Source organism: Pseudomonas sp. GW822-FHT04C11 (genome assembly GCF_058800905.1).
Map to the genome: position 1 here is coordinate 545984 of NZ_JBXAMS010000002.1, position 21198 is coordinate 567181.

Genomic DNA, 21198 nt, shown 5'->3' on the forward strand with positions numbered 1-21198 from the left:
GCTTCAGGCCATGCGCCGCTGTTCAGACATCAGTCGCACTGCCAGCCCGGCCAGTACGAAGCCCATGAAATAGCGCTGAACCGCCAGCCAGCTCGGATTGTTGACGAACCACGAGGCAATCCCGGCAGCAAACAGTGCGATAAACAGGTTAACCGTGAAACTCACGCTGATCTGGGTCAGCCCCAGGGCGATACTTTGGGTAAACACCGAACCGTGTTCCGGACTGATGAACTGCGGGAACACCGAGAGATAGAACACCGCGATTTTCGGGTTCAATGCGCTGGTGAAAAAGCCCATCAGCATCAGTTTTCGAGAAGAATCCGGCGGTAGTTGCTGCGCCTCAAAGGGCGAGCGCGCACCCGGTTTGACTGCCTGCCAGGCCATCCACAGCAGGTACAGGGCGCCGGCCCATTTGAGCGCCTCGTAAGCCATCGGCACCGCCATGAACACTGCAGTCAAACCGGCCGCCGCGGCGAACAGATGCACGAAAAAACCTGCGACAACCCCAAGCAACGAGGTCACGCCCGCCTTGCGTCCCTGGCAGATCGAACGGGAAATCAGATAGATCATGTTCGGGCCCGGGGTCAGCACCAGTAGCAGCGAGGCCGCCGCAAAAATCAACAGATCATGTGTTGGAATCATGACGCAGTCCTTGTCATTGTGTGGGGGGGGTCAGGCCAGAGCCGTCAGGGAGGCTCGATAAAACGGCAGGATCAGGTCCTGTGTCAATGGCGCCAGGATGAAATCACCGACATTGTGCGGATCAACCCACAGCACTTCTTCGATCTCTGCCGCCGGGGTGACGTGTTGCTGGATATCCAGCTGAAAAATCTCGGCCTCGACCACAAATCCCGGCTCATTGGCTGCCGGGGCGGAAAACTTGCCCAGGTAGCTCGCTTGAGCGGTGTCGATGACCAAACCCAGTTCTTCTTCCAGCTCGCGGGCCAGCGCATCGATCGGTTGCTCAGAGGCCTCGATCTTGCCACCCGGTTGCATGAAGGCCTGGGTCCCGCGCTTGCGCACCAGCAGGGTTCGACCGTCCGGGCCGATCAGCAGGGCAGCGGCAATGCGGATAATGCACGGTGAAACAGAGGATGAAAGCGTCATGGATCAACGATGGCCTTGGACAAAAGAGCCAAGGATCACATGAGTGCAGGTGCTGCGTCACCTCGAAAAAACACCGCCACGCAGGCCCCGTATGAGCATGGCTTGCCAGCGATGACGTCTGTGGAATCGCCATCGCCGGCAAGCCGTGCGCCTACGGATGCCCGGTGAAGTTCACAACGGTATCTACGCAGAAATCACCGCTTCCAGCTCCTCGGGCACGTGGACAAATACGCTGTACCTGGCGCCTTCCATCGCTTCGAAGGCGATGAGTTTTTCCACCAGCGGGCCATTGAGCACCTTGCCGGCATTGAGCAGCAGCATGCCGTTGTCGGCATTGAGGTTGCGCGCCAGCACCATCCCGGCCGCCAGATCGCGGGTGCTCAGCACCTTGACCGTCGGATCGCCGAGGGTGATATCACGCTGGTAGGTAGCGCAAACCTGAACGAAGTCTTCCACCAGCTCCGGGTCGTAGAAACGCCCGGTGTATTTGCGGATGAACAGCAGCGCTTCATCACTGTTCATGTTTCGCTCAAGAATCAGCCCGCACTGCAATTCGATGAAGTCCACGGCCAGCTTCAGCAGGCGCGAACCCAAAGGGATTGCCTCCCCCTTGAGGCGATCGGGAAACCCGCTGCCGTCCCAGCGCTCCTGATGGTGCAGGATCAGGCGTGCGGCATCCTTCATCGGCTCAAGGGTCATCAACAGCGATTCGCTCTGTTTCGGATAACCGCGATACAGCTCCCGTTCGGGGTGATGCAGCAGGTCCGAAGGCGTCGTCATCATGCCGTCGGTCCAGCTCAGCTTGCCGATGTTGTAAAGCGCCGCAGCCATGGTCAGGTCTCGGCTGCTGGCCTCATCCAGCCCATGGGTCTGGCAGTAGATACGCACCAGATCGATGATTTGCCGATTGGTTTGCTTGGCCGGTGGCAGACGCAAGTTGGCCAGCAGCGAAAACACTTCGGTGCCGGTGACGTAGCTGTGCTTGAGCTCTTCATAGGCCAGATCGAGCATGTCGGCGGTCTGCTGCAACTCCGCGGTGCGCGCTGCGACACGTTTTTCCAGGGACACGTTGAGCAGCTTCAACTGCTCGTTCTGATCCCACGTCAACTGCACCAGACGCAGCCGCTCGCGCTCGGAGAGCTGATACGCCAGCGACTGACGCAACGTCAGCAGCATTTCCTCGTCATTCCAGGGCTTGCTGATGTAACGGTGAATCTGCCCCTCGTTGATCGCCTTGATGATCATCGAGAGATCGGCATAGCCGGTCAGCAGGATGCGTACGGTGTCGGGATAGTGTTCGTGGATGTGCGCCAACAGGGTCGCACCGTCCATGTTGGGCATGCGGGCATCGGTCATCACCAGATCGACCGGTTGCTGCTCCATGATCTGCAACGCCTGGGTGCCGCTTGTGGCCAGCAGCACTTCATAGGGTTGGCCGCGCAACAGCCGACGCAGGCTATTGAGGATCGATTCTTCGTCATCAACCAGTAACACTCGGGGTTTAAGCGGCTCATCCATGGCATTACCTCAGCTGAAACAGACCAGTCGTTTGTGAGCACCCAAGGGAACTCCCCCTCCTCCTTGGGCCTGAACTACAGGCTAGACGGTTTTTCAGCACAGTTCGCAATAGATTTGCCACACGGCAGGCGGCGAACTTGAGAGTCGCAGACTATGCTCTGGGTACCAGGATCCAAGATCTGCACCCGTAGCACACTGCGATCAGGAAGGGACGCCATATGAACACGACGCTGCGAGGGCTTATTTGCAACGGTGCATTGCAATGAAGACACCGTTTGCGCGAAAAAACCGGCGGATCCTGATCGTCGACGACACCGCCTCTATCCATCAGGACTTTGCCAAGATCCTCAGCCCCCACGTGCTCGACGATGATGCGCTGAGCAGCGCCGAAGAAGCCCTGTTCGGCACGCAAGCAGTGGCTGCGGACCTGGGGTTTGTGCTCGACAGCGCCTTTCAGGGCCTGGAAGCCCTGCGCAAGGTCGAAGCCGCCCTGGCCAAGGACCTTCCGTATGCGATGGCCTTTATCGACATGCGTATGCCGCCCGGCTGGGACGGACTGGAAACCATCGAACGGCTCTGGCAGGTCGATCCAAAACTGCAAGTCGCGCTGTGTACCGCGTATTCCGACTACTCCTGGGACGATATCGCAGAACGGCTGGAGCTCGGCGATCGCTTGCTGATCCTGAAGAAGCCCTTCGATGCCATCGAAATCCGGCAGATGGCCAGCACCCTGACCGTCAAATGGCAAATGACCGAAGAAGCCGAATTAAAGATGAACCTGCTGGAGCAGGCGGTCGAGGAGCGCACCCGCGAGCTGTCCGACGCCAATATCATCGTGCAGAACAGCCCGACCATTTTGTACCGGCTGCGCGGCGAACCCTCGTTCCCGTTGATGTACATCTCCCACAACATTACCAAGTTCGGTCACGTGGCCGCGCAATTGGTGGCGTCGGCAAACTGGGCTCAGGAGCTGATTCATCCCGAGGACCAAGGCAAAGTCGACAATGCCATGGCACGGATACTCGACCGGGACGCTGTCGGGGCGTCCATCGAGTTTCGTCTGCGCACCGGCACCGGCGACTGGCGCTGGGTCGAAAACCGCTACGTACCGGTGCGTAACCAGGACGGACGCTTGCTGGAAGTCGAAGGCATCATCATCGATATCACTGAACGCAAGCTGGCCGAAGAGAAGATCGCCCTGCTGGCACGTACCGACGGGCTGACCGGGCTGGCCAATCGAACAACGCTCCTCGAACGTCTGCACCAGGCATTCGCTGCCGCCCGTCGGGGCGGCGCACCCTTCGCGGTGTTCTACCTGGACCTCGATCATTTCAAACGCATCAACGACACCCTGGGCCATCCCATCGGGGATTTGCTGTTGCAGGAAGTCGCCCGGCGCATCAAGGCCTGCGTCCGCGAAAACGACATCGTGGCACGTCTTGGTGGTGACGAATTTGCAATCGTGCAGCTCGACGCTGGCGATCCGACGCAGTCGGCGGCCCTGGCAGGCAAGGTCCGCGATGAACTGGTGCTGCCTTACACCCTCGATGGCAACAATGTGCGGGTTTCGGTCAGCATCGGCATCAGCACTTACTCCAGTACCAGCCTGAGTGCTGAAAGCCTGTTGGCTCAAGCCGACATGGCGCTGTATCGCTCCAAGGAAAAAGGTCGCAACCAGTACCACTTCCACTCCGAGGAGATCAATCAGGAAGTACTCGACCGGGTGTCGATTGCCAACGATTTGAAACAAGCCATCGAGCAAAACCAGCTTGAACTGCATTACCTGCCCGAAGTCGACCTGAGTACCGGGAAGATCCTCGGCATGGAAGCCCAGGTCCGCTGGAGTCATCCAGAGCGAGGAATACTGGAACCCGATATGTTTCTTCCCGCGGCGGAAAAAACCGGTGCAATCATCGCGCTCGGGCACTGGTTGCTGGATCGGGCCTGTCGGCAAATGCGTGAGTGGCGCGACGAAGGCATGGCGCCCCCGGTGATTGCAATCAAGCTTTCGCTGGCCCAGCTCAAGAGCGGTCCGGACCTGATCTACGACGTGCTGCGCACCACGGCCCTGTGGAACCTCTGCCCCTGGGACCTGCGCTTCGACGTCACCGAAGCGACACTGGCGCAAACCAAATGGACCCACAACGATGTGCTGCCGCGCTTGCGTGAGCTGGGGGTGAAAATAGCCATCGACGACTTCGGCACCGAGTACTCCTCGTTCGACTACCTCAAGACCTATCGGGTCAATCACCTCAAACTCGCCCAGGCCTTCATCGACACCGCGACCCGTGATCCCGCCAGCGCCACGACCTTGCGCGCGATCATCAATTTCGCCCGCGAAGTGGGGATCGGCATCATTGCCGAGGGTGTCGAGACCCAGGAACAGCGCAGCTCGCTGATCTCCACCGGCTCGCCAATGAACGCTCAGGGCTATTACTTCAGCAAAGCCGTCAGCAGCCAGCAGGCAGCGGCGTTGCTGATGGCCGGCAGCATCGTGCCGCCGACCTTCCCCGGCGCAACGAACCCGCTGCTCGAAGACTCGTGCTATCCACCGGAGGACCGAGGATGAAACCATCGCTCGCCCCCACCAACCGGCGCATCCTGATCATCGATGACATGCCTTCGATCCATCAGGACTTTCGCAAGATTCTCAGCCCCGATCTGCCGGACGAGCAGTCGCTGGCCGGCACCGAGGAACTGTTATTCGGCACAGAACAACGCGTTCGCCCGACGTTTCTCCTCGACTCGGCCTATCAGGGAGAAGAAGCACTGGAGCTGGTAAAACGTGCCCAGGCCGAAGGCAGGCCCTATGCCCTGGCGTTTACCGATATGCGCATGCCACCGGGTTGGGACGGCCTGGAAACCATCGAGCGACTCTGGAAAGTCGACCCGCACCTGCAAATAGCTTTGTGCACCGCCTTCTCTGACTACACCTGGGAAGCGATGGCCGAACGCCTGGCGTTCGGCGACCAGTTGCTGGTGCTGAAAAAGCCTTTCGACAGCCTGGAAATCCGTCAGATGGCCAGTGCCCTGACCTGGAAATGGCAGATGGCCCAGGACGCCGCGATAAAAATGCTCAGCCTGGAGCGAACCATCGAAGACCGCGTTCAGGAACTGCTCAAAGTCTCCCATCTGCTGCAATACGATGTACTGACCGGCCTGCCCAACAGCACTTTGCTCGGTGATCGACTGACTCAGTCCCTGGCCCTTTCACGGCGACACGACAAACAACTGGCGGTGATATTTCTGGGGCTCGACCGCTTCAAGCGCATCAACAACGCACTGGGCCATCCGGTGGGCGACGAAATGCTCAAACGGGTCGGCCGGAGCCTCGCGTCCACGGTGCGTGAATCCGATTCGGTATTTCGCTACGGTTCCGACGAGTTCGTGGTGATCCTCGCGGACATCCACCATCCCCAGCAAACCCAAGGCATTGCCGAAAAGCTGCTGAAAGCCGTCAACACCCAGCAGCACATTGCCGGCCATGACCTGAGCGTGACCGCCAGCCTGGGCATCAGCATCTACCCGGACGACGGCTTCGATGCCGTACCGTTGATCAAGAAAGCCGAAACCGCGATGCATAACGTCAAGGAGAGAGGCCTTAACGACTTCAGCTTTTTCATTGACGAGATGAATCAGCGCGCCCGTGAACAGCAAAGCATCGAATCCGGCCTTCGCCTGGCACTGGAACGCGATGAGTTCGTCCTGCATTACCAACCCAAACTGGATCTGCGCACGGGTAAAGTGGTCGGTGCGGAAGCCTTGATCCGCTGGCTCAAACCCGGTCACGGTTGGGTGTACCCAATGGATTTCATTGGAGTGGCCGAAGACAGTGGGCTGATCATTCCCCTGAGCAAATGGGTATTGACCCAGGCCTGCCAACAGGCCCGCGCCTGGCAACTGGCCGGATTGCCGGCGATCAGCATGTCCGTCAACGTCTCCGCCATCGACTTCCGTCAGCACGACTTTGTCGACGGTATCGTGCGGATCCTCGAACTGACCGGCCTCGACCCAACGCTACTGGAGCTCGAAATCACCGAAAGCGTGCTGATGCAGAACGTCGAGGCCACCGTGCAGACCCTGCACGCCATCAAGGCATTGGGCGTGCGCCTGGCAATCGATGATTTCGGCACCGGTTATTCCAGCCTGAGCTACCTGCAACGGTTCCCGGTCGATGTACTGAAAATCGACCAGTCATTCATACGCGGGCTGAGCACCAAAAACAACGACGCTGCGCTGGTCAGCGCCATCATCAGCCTGGGCAAGAGCCTCAACCTCAATATCATCGCCGAAGGCGTGGAAACCCTGGAACAGCTGGACTTTCTCAAGGCCCTTCAGTGTGAGGAAGGCCAGGGTTACTTCTTCAGCAAAGCCGTGCTCCCCCAGGAGTTCGTACAGTTGCTCACCGACAGCGAACAGACACCACCGCGCACGTAGACTGACGCCCCGACATGCAGGCACCCGGCAAAGGAATCATCAGATGTCGCCCTATGGACTCACGCTGCTCACCACGTTGATGCTCGGATTCTGCCTGACGGCGAGTGCCGAGCCTTTGGACGAACCCCTCAAACCGCTGCCACCGGTGCCTGTGCAAGACCCTCAGCGTGTCGAGCTGGGTCGTCAGCTGTTCAATGAAACGCGCTTGTCGGTCAACAACAGCCTGTCCTGTGCCAGCTGCCATCACCTGGAAAAGGGCGGTGCCGATAACAAGCAATTTTCCATCGGTTTCGACGGCAAGCCGCTGGTCGTCAACACCCCCAGCGTGCTGAATGCCAGCCTGAACTTCAGGGAGTTCTGGAACGGTCGCGCCGCTACCCTGGAAGACCAGATTCACGCAGTGGTGGAAAGTCCCACTGAAATGGGCAGTAACTGGGAACACGTGGTGCAAATGCTGTCCACTGACCCGACCTATCGCTCGGCGTTTGCCAACGCTTACCCCAATGGGGTTACGGTGGCCAATGTGGAAAATGCCCTGGCCACCTACGAGCGCACATTACTCAGCACCAATTCGCGTTTCGACCAGTACCTGCAGGGCAACACCGACATTCTCAGCCTCGACGAAAAATACGGTTACCAACGCTTCAAGGACTACGGCTGCATTGCCTGCCACCAAGGGGTAAACATCGGCGGCAACATGTACCAGAAGCTCGGGGTCATGGGCGACTACTTCCAGGCGCGGGGTAACCCGACCGAATCGGACCTTGGGCGTTATCTGGTGACCAAGGATGAAGAAGACCGCAACGTGTTCAAGGTCCCCAGCCTGCGCAACGTCGCAGTGAATGCGCCGTACTTTCATGACGGCGCGGCAAAAACCCTCGAAGAAGCCGTTGATGTGATGTTCAAGTTCCAGTTGGGACGCGTTCCCTCGGATGAGGACAAGGCCCTGATCATCAAATTCCTCAAGACCCTGACCGGCGAGTGGGGAGGCAAACCATTATGAAAGTGTCCCGTCGACTCAGTTTGCTGTTGCTTACCGGCATGACCGTCTTGCTGGCCTCGATCCTGCTGTTCCTGTATCTGAAGTCCAGTTCGGATCAAACCTCGACCTATACCGAATCGCGGGATCTGATCCGTCAGATAAAACAACTGGACGCGCAATGGGAAACCGAGATCCTCAAGGCCCGGATCGCCCTCATCCACAACTACGATCCACTGGTTTCGCCGCTGAGCGAAATGAGCCGTCTGTGGGAACGGTTCGACTCGATAGAGTCCAGACACGGTCGCAACGACTCGACACAGTGGCAAACCAGCCATGACGCTTACCTGAACGCGATCAAGGAAAAGACCCGGCTGGTCGAACAGTTCAAGTCACACAATGCGGTGCTGCGCAATTCACTGGCGTTCCTGCCCGCCGCCGAAGACGACATTCAGAACCAGTTCGCACGCCTTGAGGACGACAACAAACTGCAAATGCAGAACACCGCCACCGACACCTACGACCTGCTACTCAGCGGCCTGGAGTTCGCCCAGGTCACGTCCGACGACAAAGCCGCCGACATCCTGCTCGGCCTGAATAAACTGGCGGTGAACAAAGACCGACTGCCTGCCGAGTTCCACACACCGGTGGAGATTCTCAGCAACCACATCGCGCTGATCCTGCGTGAACAACCCCTGGTCAACAGCCTGCTGGAACGGATCGAGGCAGTCCCCGTGTCCGAGCGCCTGGACAACATCACCAGCCTGCTGGACAACGATCAACAACTGGTCGATGCAGTCGATCAACGCTACCACTTCTACATGGCGGTTTTTTCGGCGCTGCTGGTGCTGTTGCTACTGTTTCTGGCCAATGGTCTGCTGCGCAGCTTTGCGGAAATCAACCGCGTCAACAAGGACCTGCAAGCGGCTAATGAAAGCCTGGAACAGCGAGTCGAAGAACGCACCCGCGAACTCAAGGACACCCAAAGCGAACTGCTGGACACCGCACGCCAGGCCGGGATGGCCGAGATCGCGACCAACGTGCTGCACAACGTCGGCAATGTGCTCAACAGCGTGAATATCTCTGCCGACCTGGTCACCCGCAAACTGCGCACCAGCAAGGCGCTGGGGCTGGGCAAGGCGATGCAGCTGATCAACGAGCATCAGGGTGATCTCGGGCACTTCATCACCGAAGACGAAAAAGGCAAATTGCTGCCCGGTTACCTGAATCAACTGGTGGAAGCCATTGCCCTCGAGCAGCAGGGCATTACCGACGAACTGGCGCAATTGAGCAAAAGCGTTGACCACATCAAGGACATCGTTGCCACCCAGCAGTCCTACGCCGGGGCCAACAGCCTGATGGAGCCGCTGCAAGTCAGCGAACTGCTCGAAGACGCCCTGCGCATGAACTCGGGTGCCCTGACCCGCCACCACGTCACCGTGGTCAAGGACTACGCCGAAGTGCCCAAGGTCATGGGCGATAAACACCGGATGTTGCTGATTCTGATCAACCTGATCAGCAACGCCAAATACGCCATGTCGGACCTCAGCGACCGCCCCCGGGAAATGACCCTGGGGGTCAAGGTGGTCGACGACGCCACGCTGCAGGTCAGCGTCAAGGACGAAGGCGAAGGCATCTCGGCCGAAAACATGACCCGGATCTTTGCCCACGGCTTCACCACGCGCAAGGAAGGTCACGGTTTTGGTCTGCACAGTTGCGCCCTCGCCGCCATCGAGATGAATGGCCACCTGACAGCCCACAGCGACGGTCCGGGAAAAGGTGCGCTGTTCACCTTGAAAATCCCCTTGAAAATCGCCGAAGGTGAAACATGAAGCAGTCATCGAATCGACGCATCCTGCTGATCGACGATACACCGTCGATCCATGACGACTTTCGCAAGATCCTGACACCTGAGCTACCACAACACGGCGAACTGGACGAGATGGAGTCGGCGCTGTTCGGCACGCAAATCAAAGCGGCGAGCACCCGCTTCGAACTGGATTCGGCCTACGCTGGCCAGGAAGGCTTGAGCAAACTGGTCCAGGCCCAACACGACAATCGCCCCTATGCACTGGCGTTCGTCGACATGCGCATGCCCCAGGGCTGGGACGGCGCCGAAACCATCGAGCATTTATGGCAAGCCGATCCGCGTTTGCAGGTGGTGGTCTGTACGGCGTATTCCGACTACTCCTGGGATGACCTGCTCAATCGCTTGCAGGCCCACGACCGGCTGCTGATCCTGAAAAAACCCTTCGACAACATCGAAGTCCAGCAAATGGCCAATACCTTGACCAGCAAATGGGACATGACCGAGCGCGCCAGCGTGCAACTGGATCAGTTGGGGCACCTGGTAGAACGGCGGACCCGGCAGTTCCAGCAAGCGAGCGTCGAACTGCAACAGGAGATCGACGAGCGCAAGCAGCTCGAAAGCCAGTTGATACAGTCGGAAAAACTCGCGTCCCTGGGGCAATTGGCGGCGGGTGTGGCCCATGAAATCAACAACCCCATCGGCTTCATTTCTTCCAACCTCGGCGCCCTGGACGGTTACTTCAAGCAGTTGCAGAGCATGCTCGACGCCTATCAGGGGGCCGAAGAAGCCATTGGCTCCGTTGAGCTTCTCGAACGGCTCCAAACGTTGCGTAAAGACGTGGAACTGGACTTCCTGCGTGAAGATATTCCGCTGCTGATCAAGGAGTCCAAGGACGGCATCAACCGGGTCGGGCAAATCGTCAGGGACCTGAAGGATTTCTCACGCGTAGACGCCAGCCAGGAGTGGCAGTCGGTCAATCTGCAAACGGGTATTGATTCGACGCTGAACATTGTCGCCAACGAACTCAAGTACAAGGCCGACGTGATCAAGCACTACCAGACGCTTCCCGAGATCGAGTGCCTGCCCTCGCAGATCAATCAGGTGATCATGAACCTGATCGTCAACGCCGCCCAGGCCATGGGCCCCGAACGCGGGACCATTACCCTGAGTAATGGAGTTGCCGGGGAAAAAGTCTGGATCGAAGTGGCGGACACCGGATCGGGCATCGCGCCCGAATGCCTGCAGAAAATCTTTGATCCCTTCTTCACCACCAAACCGGTGGGCCAGGGGACCGGATTAGGCCTGTCATTGTCCTATGGCATTGTGAAAAAGCATCGTGGCGACATTACCGTGCGCAGCGAAGTCGGGGTGGGCAGCACCTTTAGGATCGAGCTACCGATCCGACAGTCAAAAACCACAGCCTGAATCCGCAGAAAAGATCGCAGCCTTCGGCAGCCCGGACCAACTATTTCGGGACTACCTCATGGTTCGAGATCAATAAAACACTGGCGCCTGCGTAACCGGCCCGAGAGCTGGACGTCGGTCGATCGGTGCTCAGTGGTTGCCCCAGCAAGGAAATCGCCCGTAAGCTGGGAATCTCTGCCGAAACCGTGAAAGTCCATAAGCAACATATTTACAGCAAGCTGGGGATCAAATCCCGGTCCGAGTTGCTTTCGATATTTCTCCGGGCACAAAACACGTAGTCGCTGGCTGGCCAGCGATTGACACAGGTGCCGAGCCGCCCCCGTAGCAGCTGTCGAGCCTGCGAGGCGGCGTCCGGCCGCAAAGCGGTCGTAAAATCATGCAACGCATTGTCTCAGGCAAACCGCGTACGCAGATTTGCGAGGACTTCGCCCGAACGCGGTCCGCCTCTGACGCCGCCTCGCAGGCTCGGCAGCTGCTACGAAGTAGATCCAATAACTGATTGAGTCCGAACCCAAGGAAACCGTATGAGCCTGTCACTCCTGAGCCGCTACGCCTTCTTTGCCGTCTGTGTGATCTTCACCCTCGCCAGTCTGCCGTTTCTTGAATACGACTGGCTCTGGCCAATCTCCATCGTCACTGGGCTGCTGAGCCTGCTGGGTATTTTCGACCTGCTGCAAAGCCCTCACGCGGTACGCCGCAACTACCCGATCCTGGGCAATATCCGTTATCTGGTCGAAGGCATTCGCCCGGAAATCCGCCAATACCTGCTCGAATCCGACAGCGACGCCCTGCCCTTCTCCCGGGCCCAGCGTTCGTTGGTCTATTCGCGGGCCAAGAACGAAAGTGCCGACAAACCCTTTGGCACGCTGATCGACGTGTACCAGTCGGGTTTCGAGTTTATCGGCCATTCGATGCGCCCGGCCCCCGTGAGTGACCCGAGCAGTTTCCGGGTGACCGTTGGTGGCCCGCAATGTACAAAACCGTACTCGGCCTCAGTCTTCAACATCTCGGCCATGAGCTTCGGCTCGCTGAGCGCCAACGCGATCCGCGCCCTCAACCAGGGCGCCAAACTCGGCAACTTCGCACACGACACCGGCGAAGGCAGCATCAGCCCCTACCACCGCGAACACGGTGGCGACCTGACCTGGGAACTGGGCAGCGGCTACTTTGGCTGCCGCACCGCCGACGGACACTTCGACCCGGAACGCTTTGCCGCCCAGGCTCAGGACCCGCAGGTACGGATGATCGAAATCAAAATGAGCCAGGGCGCCAAACCCGGCCACGGCGGCATTCTGCCCAAGCATAAAGTGACCCAGGAAATTGCCGACACGCGTGGCGTTCGAATGGGCCAGGACTGTGTGTCGCCATCGCGCCACAGCGCGTTCTCCACGCCAATCGAAATGATGCACTTCATCAAGCAACTGCGTGAGCTGTCGGGCGGCAAACCGGTGGGCTTCAAGTTCTGCCTCGGCCACCCATGGGAATTCATGGGCATTGCCAAGGCCATGCTGGAAACCGGCATCCTGCCGGACTTCATTGTGGTCGACGGCAAGGAAGGCGGCACTGGCGCTGCGCCAGTGGAGTTCACCGACCACATCGGCGTGCCGATGCGTGAAGGTCTGCTGTTCGTGCATAACACCCTGGTGGGCCTGAACCTGCGGGACAAGATCAAACTCGGTGCCAGCGGCAAAATCGTCAGCGCCTTCGACATCGCCAGCGTCCTGGCGATTGGCGCCGACTGGGCCAACTCGGCCCGTGGTTTCATGTTCGCCATCGGCTGCATCCAGTCGCAAAGCTGCCACACCAACAAGTGCCCGACCGGCGTCGCCACTCAGGACACCCTGCGCCAACGCGCATTGGTGGTACCGGACAAGGCCCAGCGCGTGTTCAACTTCCATCGCAGCACCCTCAAGGCCTTGGCCGAAATGCTCGCCGCGGCAGGCCTCGAACACCCCTCGCAGCTGTCGGCCAAACACCTGGTACGGCGCATGTCAGCGACGGAGATCAAACTGTTCTCCCAATTGCACGTGTTCCTCAAACCCGGCGAGTTGCTGACCGGGGAAGTGAATGGCGAGTTCTATTCACGGATGTGGCAAATGGCTCGAGCTGACAGCTTTGAGGCCAATGTCGTGTAAGGCGTACTCGCGATTATCAGGTGGCTGGGTAGCACAGCCACCGCCGGTGGTGGTGGTGGCGGTGGTGATTTGCTCTGCCCAGGCGCGGGTCACATAGAGTCGAAGCTCCATGTCCCCCAAGCCTTGCGCGAACAGGCACTGCCAATTGCCTGGAAAGTGGTTTTCTTCATCCGCCAGGCGAGTCGATGTCACCCACCACACTCGCTTGATGTCGGGCGATACGCTGACAAGGTTGTCGAGAAAGACCTTATCCCGATCCTGATAAATCAACGTGGACGCGCCATAACCGTTGGGTCGGTGAGCCGTGCTGCTATCCCAGGGCGCCTGATACAGCCTTGGTTGAATGTCGGAGCGATTGTAGTAAGCAACGCTGTAATACCAGTACGCGCCATCCACAATGATGTTATCGCCTGCGATCGCATTTTCATTGATACGCGACACAATATCGTCGAGCGGATACTGGGATTCATTGCGTGGATCATCCAGATCATCTTGTTGTTGATAGATTGTATTCAACCCCATGAGTTGAACGCCGATCATCAACAAGGCCGACACCCACGCCAGGGCACGCGTGCGATGTGCTATCCGGCTGATTGCCAACGCCACAATCATCGGCAAGCCCAGTGCCGCAAAGGCCATGTACCGTTCAACAAAAATGGGAAAACCGAATGACACCAGAAAAACAATCAACACCGGCAACAGCACGTAGATAACCAGCAACAGCTCAAGTTTCAACCGGCTTCTTTCCTTGAACCCGACCCACACCACGGACGCCAATACCAGCGCCGGAAGCAGTACATAAATCGGGCTGGCAAACTCCAGTCCACTCTTCACCGTTAAAAACTTCCAGACCGCTGAAGGTAACGTATAGATCGTCAATTCAGGGATCCAGAAAATATCCCCTCCGGTCTCCAGCTTCTCCGTATTTAAAAACAGTTCATTGCCCAGGCTGATCAACCAGGGAATATAAAGAACAACAATGGCCACATTCGTGCCCCACCACGTTGGCCGCGAAAGGTAATGAAGCGTTTTATCTCGCTGAAGACGCAAGACAACGAGGTATAGCCAGTGAGACAGCAAACATAAAACAGCCAGGTAATGGGTGTATAACGCGGCCGTCATGAGCACGAGATAGCTCATCAGGTATCGGTTGCGAGCGCTTTTAAGCCAATAGACCAAGGCGATCGTTGCGCCCAGCAGCCATACCCCCTCCAGCGTATACATCCGGGCTTCCTGGCTATAGCGAACGGATATCGGTAACAAGGCCAGAAACAGCCCAGCCAACAAGGCCACCCTCGGTGTGCTGATCAATCGCATCAGCCACATGCCCAACGCGACTGTCGCAACCCCCGCCAGCGCACTCAGGGCCCGAATCGCAAACACCCCTTCACCAAAAATCGCCATCCAGGCATGCAGCACCAGAAAATACAGCGGCGGATGAACGTCATGCCCCAGGTGAAACCAGATACGCCCCGGCGACTGAACCCCCACCAATGCCGAGAACGCTTCATCGGTCCAGAAATAAGGAAGGTTGATACAGTAAAACCGAACAATGATCGCGAGCATCATGACCAGCACCCACCCACCGCTTTCTACCGATGAGTGCAGGGATAGAAACCCCGTATCGTCACGACGCTTAAAGCGCATATTTTCTCCCCGACAACGTAAACCTGATAGAAACAGGTGCCTGTCCACGGACGACTACCCTCATCGTGAATCCGTGTTTACGCTAAACACTCTCGATAAAACGGCCTGCAGTCATCGGTAAAGGCTAGCCAAAGGAGCTGCCCCGGATTGGTTTTTTTTGATTCCTCACGGAATTCAGGGACTTACTGAAAATAATCGGACGTCCCCATCCCCTTGGATAAAGGTATCGAGCAGTCGCCAGTTTTCAGGGATAACGACCTGCTGCGCCCCGTCACCACGGCCGTCCAGCACCCACACCCGACCTGAGCCCGGTGTCAGGGTTTCAAGGTTATCGAGATAGACCTTATCTGCGTTTTGTTGAGTCAGTGTCGAGGTTTGATAGCCATCGGGACGTCCGGAAGTACCGTCCTTTTGAAGGGGCGTATAGAGCATCGGTGTCACGCCAGTCTTGTTGTAGTACGCAAAGGGATAGTAAAGAAACCTGTTGACTACAACGACACCGTCATCGGGACGAGCAAAGGCATTAATGTAGTCTGCCAACGCATCGACCTTGTTGACTTCGGCATACACAATATGGCCCCGTTGATGAACGTTATATAACCCGACACTTTCCATCGACACTATCAGTAGCAACAGGACAAAAAATAACGTTTTTGCGCGCTCCCACAGAGCATCCAGTGACATCGCCAGGATCATCGGAAAGCCCAACGCAGCAAACACAAAATAACGATATATAAACAGTGGCCGAACCAGTGAGACCCCTGCAATCAATACCAACGGGAACCAGGTATAGATAACGAGCAGCGTGCTGAATCTTTTCTCACTCGTGTCCCGCATGACAATGACCGCCGACACCAGCAGCATCAATAACGGCACACTGTAGAACAGCCAGATTGATTCTTTTGGCCCATCGCTATAACTCACAAACTGCCAGAACGCTGAAACCACCGTAGGAACATCCAGCGGCGCTATCCAGTTAAAGCCGGAAAACTTTAACTGGTTCATCAGGCTCGGCACCCAGGGCATGAACAGTAAAACGACCGCCCCATTGGCCAGCCACCATGCAGGCGCTAGCAACTGTCTTTGTTGTGCTACGCGTTGAAACCTCAATACCAAAAGCCAGGCCCAGTGTGCCGCCATACACACAGCGGCAAAATAGTGAGTATAAAATCCTGCGACCATCAGTAACGTATAGATGGCAAGCGGCCAATGACTGCCTGAGCCTTTTACCCAGTAGACGAAAGCAATCGTTGCGCTAACCATTAACAGCGCAAGCAACGCATACATGCGAATTTCCTGACTGTAGCGTACCGCTATGGGCAGTAACGCCAACATGGTTCCGGCGAGCATCGCCGCCCGTCGCGTACTGACCAGACGAACCAGCCAGATGCCCAGCCCGACGGTAACGACGTCCGCCAGCGCGCTCAGGCTTCGGGCAGCAAAAACGCCAGTTCCGAACACATTCATCCATTCATGCAACAACAGATAGTACAGCGGCGGGTGCACATCCCGGGCCGTATGGAACAGGATTTGGGAGGGCGAATATGAACTCAACAGCAAGGTAAACCCTTCATCGGCCCAGACAGCGGGTTTGCTCAAGGCGTAAAAACGCACCCCTGCCGCCACGAGAATAATCAGCAGTATCCAGCACGTGCTCTGGAGAGTGCGGGCACTCGAATGGTTAACCCGGCTTACCACTTATCCTCTCCAGAAGAGGGCACTTCCTTCATAACGATAAAGCCATAATCGCCAATTACGTACATAGAGTAAAATTTGCTGTCCACCACGGGCGTGTACCGTTGATACCCTACCAGCGTCGCATTTTTCCGTTCATTTTCGATAACGACATTGGTAATTCCCTCCCTGAGCAGATTTTCAGACAGCATGTAAAAATCAATATTGAGTATGTATTTCAGCACCGGGATCTTTTCAAAACTTCCCCTGGCGCTGAGCAACCAACTGTTTGAATAGCTGATTGCCATGTATATCCGCTTCGCATCGCGCAAGCCTTGATGTGAAGAAATATCATAGGCCATATTGAATTCAGCGTTCAGTCCAAATTCTTTTTGCAGATTCAGTACCCGCCCATACGCATATGACATCGACAGCATACTCAGCAACGGCACAATCAATACAACACCGAGCCTGGCATCAACCGTTACTAACCACTGATGAGCCAGATAAAACAAAAATACCAGCAACACACCAAAGCCCATTAGGGTTCTGGCACCTTCATTGAAAAACCTGAACAACAGGGCCGAACCTGACACCAGAAAAACCAGGAATAAAACCATCAGCACATACAAAAAAAACAAAAGCATCTTATTTAACGACGTTTCTTTCCCCTGGATAATATTTCGCCCAACCCGCCCGCCTCCAACAACCGCAAACACCACCACCATCCACGCCAGCCAACGATTCCCTCCCTGAAACAGCAATCCGATTTTTCCAACTAATACGCCTACATTATTCAGGATCAGCAACAGCCCGCTCGTATTGAACGGAATCATTTCCAGGCGCTCATGGCTCATGAGTGGATAGGCCAACAAAAAATAAATGATCAAGCCTGCAACCAACTGCAAGGCTTTCACTCCTGCGATTGATAATAAACAGGCAAGGGACTCCTTATTATCAAGAGCTCTCACGAACTCGATGCAGCACAGCCCCAAAAACACATTGATACTCAGTTGATACAAGCTGAGCCCCACCGCAATCAATGCGCCAGGCACCAGTACCTGAACGACGCCAGCTTTATGTTGAAATGCCACCGCATAGATCACCGCCACCAGGCTCAACGCCGTTGCCGGCCCGTCATATTGATACGATAAACTCTGTAGAAAAAACGGGTTGTACCACAGTGGCAGGAGCACCAGACAGCATGAAACAGTCGGTGTTTTGTAGTAATGCATCGTCAGTTTCATCAAGGCAAACGCCATGGCAAGCGTGGCGATCAGCAAGGGTAAGGGGAACAGATCGGGCGCGCCCGAGGTGAAGCTCAAGGTGTTGTAAAACAGTTCGACCAGTAACCGTCCCTGTCCCGCCCAGCCAGTACCGGCCGCCAAGGAGCGCCAGTTATCATCTATATAGTAATAATCGACCAGTATCAGAGGGAGTATATAAACAAGAGTGGCAAGTAAAAAAAGCACAAACACTTCACGACCGGACAACGCCCTGCTCAATACACTCGCCACCTTCATTTCGGCACTCCTTTGCCACCCACAATATCTTTCACCACGTACCTCGGTCGGTGTTTCGATTCAATATAGATCCGACCCACATACTCACCCAATATGCCAATACCGATCAGTTGAACCCCCCCCAGGAATAAAATCGCGGTCATCAACGAAGGGTAACCTGGCACGTTATTGCCGAAGAAAATCTTGTCCAGCACCATGTAAATGGCATAGAGAATTGCAAACAGGGAAATCGCGCTACCGACATACGTCCACAACTGCAAGGGCACTGTACTAAAAGACGTAATCCCTTCCAGCGCCAGATTCCAGAGTTTCCAGAGATTGAACTTGGTGGTACCCGCCACGCGCTCGGCCCGTTCGTATTCGACGACGGCGGTATTGAACCCCGCCCACGAGAGAATGCCCTTCATGAATAACCGGTGTTCCGGGAGCGTGCGAATCACGTTCACGACCTTGCGGTCCATCAACCGAAAATCACCGACGTTCTCTTCTATCCGGGTATAAGCGATCCGGTTCAACAGGTGATAGAACAGTGCCGCGCTGTGCCGCTTCATATAACTGTCGGCGGTGCGATCATGGCGCTTGGCAAGTACCACATCCGCCCCGTTCTGCCATTCCCGGACCAACAAGGGGATCACATTGATCGGGTCCTGCAAATCGACATCCATCGGTATCACCGCATCGCCGGTGGCGTACTCCAACCCGGCAAATAACGCGGGCTCCTTGCCGAAATTGCGTGAAAAATTGATCACCAGCACATGCTCGTCAGCCAATGCGATGGCTTTGGCCTGCGCTGCCGTCTGGTCGGAACTGCCGTCATTGATGAACACGATCTCGACGTCACAATCAGCGATCGACAGTTCCTGACGAACCGCCTGATAAAACAGGTTAATCGCCTGCTCTTCATTGAACACGGGAACAATCAGCGAGATCTTCACTGCTCACGCCCCCGAAAGATGAAATATTTCGAGTAAAAAAAACCGCAGACCAGGCTGATACCCGAGAAGACCACCAACGTCACCAACCCTGGCAGCAGTAACTGATCCGCCCCATACCCCACGCCATAACTTAATACACCCATGAACCCGACAAACAGCACATACCGTAGAACACTGGTTCTTTGTTTGAAGGTGTATCGCGCATTGGCATAAAAGGAAAAAGAAACGGCCAGGCAAAAGCTCACGAAGTTACTGGGTGCCTGACGAAATCCCATGACGGTGTGCAGAACAAAAAACGTCGACCAGTGAATCAACGTATTAAGCAGGCCAACCGACACGAATCTGGGGAAACCGTGAAATGCGGCTCTCATGTCCATTGCGTTTGTTTCCAGTCTGAACACCTGCCCAGTTGAAAGCTTGGCACCCTTGGTCCGCTTGTCTATTTTCCAGTCAACAAATAGACCAATGGCTAAAAATGCTGTTCTAGCGACGCGCTTCAACGTTCAGAGATACGCCCCCAACCCGCTCCGTTCGCCGCTGAGACATCCGGTAATATCCGGCCTTTGCAATTGCCGCCAAATCGCGCCACCCTGCGCGCCGCCGATGTGCGGCGCACAGTCTTTTGCCCCGCTGACCACCCTTTATTCACATCTGTTCAAGAGCCCGTTGTCATGACCCAAGGACGCGACCTTCGTATCGATTTCTTTCGCGGACTGGCACTGATCTTCATTTTCTGGGATCACGTGCCACACAACCCCCTTGCCCATTTCACGGTGCGCAATTTCGGTTTCAGCGATGCGGCGGAAATCTTCGTGTTTCTGGCGGGCTACGCGGCGGTGCTGGCCTACGGCAAGATTGCCCGACGCGATGGCTTGCTGGTGGCCACGGTAAAAATCCTCCGTCGCGCCTGGTTGCTGTACGTGGTGCATATCTTTCTGTTGGCGGTGCTGATGGGCATCGTGTTCTTCGCCAACAGCCACGTGGAAACCCGTGACCTGGTGCAGGAAATGGGCCTGCAATATTTCCTCAGCAACCCGCAGCAGGCCTTGGTCGATGAGTTGCTGCTGCGCTTCAAACCCAACCTGATGGACCCGTTGCCGTTGTACATTCTGCTGTTGCTCGGGCTACCGCTGATGCTGCCGATGCTGCTGCGCAAGGCCGAGTACGTGGTCGGGTTGTCGGTGGTGCTGTACATGCTGGCGCCGTGGTTTCAATGGAACCTGGCGGCCACCGACGGTGGCGTGTGGTTCTTCAATCCGATGGCCTGGCAGTTGCTGTTTATCCTCGGTGGTGCAGCGGCAATTCACGGTCAGCGCCCCGCTTTGCCGGACACCCGCACCTTGCCCCGGCAGCCACTGTTTGTTGCGGCAGCGACCTATCTGCTGATCACCGGGCTGATCGCAGTGTCGTGGAATTGGCCAACGGTGCATGACGCGTTCATGCCCCGGATGCTGGGCGAATGGCTGTACCCGATCAGCAAGACCAACTTGTCACCGGCGCGGCTGCTGCACTTTTTGGCGCTGGCATACGTCATCGCCAAGCTCTTGCCCAACAGCGGCTGGACGCAAAACTGGCTGGCGCGGCAAAGCTGCCGCATGGGCCGTTACTCGCTGGAAGTGTTTTGCCTGGGCGTGCTGCTGGCACCGCTGGCGGACATGCTCAACTCGCTGGCCGGGGATGCGTTGGTCATGCAGACTTTCAGCGCCCTGTTGGGGGCGGGATTGATGGCGGTACTGGCGGCGTGGCTGGATTGGAACAAACGGCTGAACCGGCCGGCGCAAGTGGCCGCGGTTTAGATGATCAAAGCGCACATCTGTGGCGAGGGAGCGTGCTCCCGCTCGGGGGCGAAGCCGCCGCAGAATAGATAAACACGATTTACCTGACAGACCACAGGTTTGGGAGTGCTACGCACTCCAGCGCGAGCAAGCTCGCTCGCCACAGGTAAATCGCGTTGTCCCAACCGAAACGAGAAAGCCCCGATCTTGCGACCGGGGCTTTTTCTTTACTG

General features: G+C 56.7%; 15 protein-coding genes and 1 pseudogene. 8 read left to right on the plus strand and 8 right to left on the minus strand.

What is annotated here, in order from left to right:
* Positions 1–3: 3 nt before the first annotated feature.
* From AC1RJ3_RS05360 to nosR, 3 genes are all read right to left on the minus strand, one after another.
* A complete protein-coding gene (locus tag AC1RJ3_RS05360) occupies positions 4–642 on the minus strand; it encodes a LysE family translocator (RefSeq protein ID WP_145015184.1) in 639 nt (212 codons plus the stop codon).
* Positions 643–672: 30 nt separating this feature from the next.
* Positions 673–1107, minus strand: a complete 435-nt coding sequence (locus AC1RJ3_RS05365; RefSeq protein WP_493077792.1) for an NUDIX hydrolase — start codon at positions 1105–1107, stop codon at positions 673–675.
* A gap of 183 nt (positions 1108–1290) precedes the next feature.
* Positions 1291–2625, minus strand: coding sequence for a response regulator c-di-GMP phosphodiesterase, NosR family (gene nosR / locus AC1RJ3_RS05370; RefSeq protein WP_103320041.1), 1335 nt, complete (start codon positions 2623–2625; stop codon positions 1291–1293).
* 262 nt (positions 2626–2887) lie between these two features.
* Here nosR and AC1RJ3_RS05375 point away from each other — a divergent pair, with 262 nt between their 5' ends.
* From AC1RJ3_RS05375 to AC1RJ3_RS05405, 7 genes and pseudogenes are all read left to right on the plus strand, one after another.
* Positions 2888–5194 carry a GGDEF/EAL domain-containing response regulator gene (locus tag AC1RJ3_RS05375; protein ID WP_493077795.1) on the plus strand — a complete coding sequence of 769 codons (2307 nt, stop codon included), beginning with the start codon at positions 2888–2890 and terminating at the stop codon, positions 5192–5194.
* Positions 5191–7062, plus strand: coding sequence for a putative bifunctional diguanylate cyclase/phosphodiesterase (locus tag AC1RJ3_RS05380; RefSeq protein ID WP_493077797.1), 1872 nt, complete (start codon positions 5191–5193; stop codon positions 7060–7062). The genes AC1RJ3_RS05375 and AC1RJ3_RS05380 overlap by 4 nt, the downstream gene beginning before the upstream one ends.
* A 43-nt stretch (positions 7063–7105) precedes the next feature.
* Positions 7106–8065 (plus strand): cytochrome-c peroxidase, encoded by a 960-nt coding sequence (locus AC1RJ3_RS05385; RefSeq protein WP_493077799.1) that lies wholly within the window; start codon positions 7106–7108, stop codon positions 8063–8065.
* Positions 8062–9873 (plus strand): DAHL domain-containing protein, encoded by a 1812-nt coding sequence (locus AC1RJ3_RS05390; RefSeq protein ID WP_493077801.1) that lies wholly within the window; start codon positions 8062–8064, stop codon positions 9871–9873. Before AC1RJ3_RS05385 ends, AC1RJ3_RS05390 begins: the two co-directional genes overlap by 4 nt.
* On the plus strand, positions 9870–11276 hold the full coding sequence (locus tag AC1RJ3_RS05395) for an ATP-binding protein (RefSeq protein ID WP_054595855.1): 1407 nt from the start codon (positions 9870–9872) through the stop codon (positions 11274–11276). Before AC1RJ3_RS05390 ends, AC1RJ3_RS05395 begins: the two co-directional genes overlap by 4 nt.
* Positions 11277–11374: 98 nt before the next feature.
* Positions 11375–11554, plus strand: a pseudogene (locus tag AC1RJ3_RS05400) (response regulator transcription factor); the annotation flags it as partial.
* Positions 11555–11800: 246 nt separating this feature from the next.
* Positions 11801–13411: an FMN-binding glutamate synthase family protein gene (locus AC1RJ3_RS05405; protein WP_493077804.1), complete on the plus strand. Its 1611-nt coding sequence runs from the start codon at positions 11801–11803 to the stop codon at positions 13409–13411.
* Here the strand turns inward: AC1RJ3_RS05405 and AC1RJ3_RS05410 are convergent.
* From AC1RJ3_RS05410 to AC1RJ3_RS05430, 5 genes are all read right to left on the minus strand, one after another.
* Positions 13358–15058 (minus strand): glycosyltransferase family 39 protein, encoded by a 1701-nt coding sequence (locus AC1RJ3_RS05410; protein WP_493077806.1) that lies wholly within the window; start codon positions 15056–15058, stop codon positions 13358–13360. The two genes, AC1RJ3_RS05405 and AC1RJ3_RS05410, sit on opposite strands and share 54 nt — an antisense overlap.
* A 174-nt stretch (positions 15059–15232) precedes the next feature.
* Positions 15233–16672: a glycosyltransferase family 39 protein gene (locus AC1RJ3_RS05415; protein ID WP_493077809.1), complete on the minus strand. Its 1440-nt coding sequence runs from the start codon at positions 16670–16672 to the stop codon at positions 15233–15235.
* Between the two features lie 77 nt (positions 16673–16749).
* Positions 16750–18255 (minus strand): glucosyltransferase domain-containing protein, encoded by a 1506-nt coding sequence (locus tag AC1RJ3_RS05420; RefSeq protein ID WP_493077811.1) that lies wholly within the window; start codon positions 18253–18255, stop codon positions 16750–16752.
* Positions 18252–19190 carry a glycosyltransferase family 2 protein gene (locus AC1RJ3_RS05425; RefSeq protein ID WP_054595849.1) on the minus strand — a complete coding sequence of 313 codons (939 nt, stop codon included), beginning with the start codon at positions 19188–19190 and terminating at the stop codon, positions 18252–18254. Before AC1RJ3_RS05425 ends, AC1RJ3_RS05420 begins: the two co-directional genes overlap by 4 nt.
* Positions 19187–19690 carry a GtrA family protein gene (locus AC1RJ3_RS05430; protein ID WP_493077814.1) on the minus strand — a complete coding sequence of 168 codons (504 nt, stop codon included), beginning with the start codon at positions 19688–19690 and terminating at the stop codon, positions 19187–19189. The genes AC1RJ3_RS05425 and AC1RJ3_RS05430 overlap by 4 nt, the downstream gene beginning before the upstream one ends.
* Positions 19691–19861: 171 nt before the next feature.
* On the opposite strand from AC1RJ3_RS05430, the gene AC1RJ3_RS05435 reads away from it, so the two are divergent.
* A complete protein-coding gene (locus tag AC1RJ3_RS05435; protein ID WP_493077816.1) occupies positions 19862–20986 on the plus strand; it encodes an OpgC family protein in 1125 nt (374 codons plus the stop codon).
* The last annotated feature ends 212 nt before the right edge of the window (positions 20987–21198 follow it).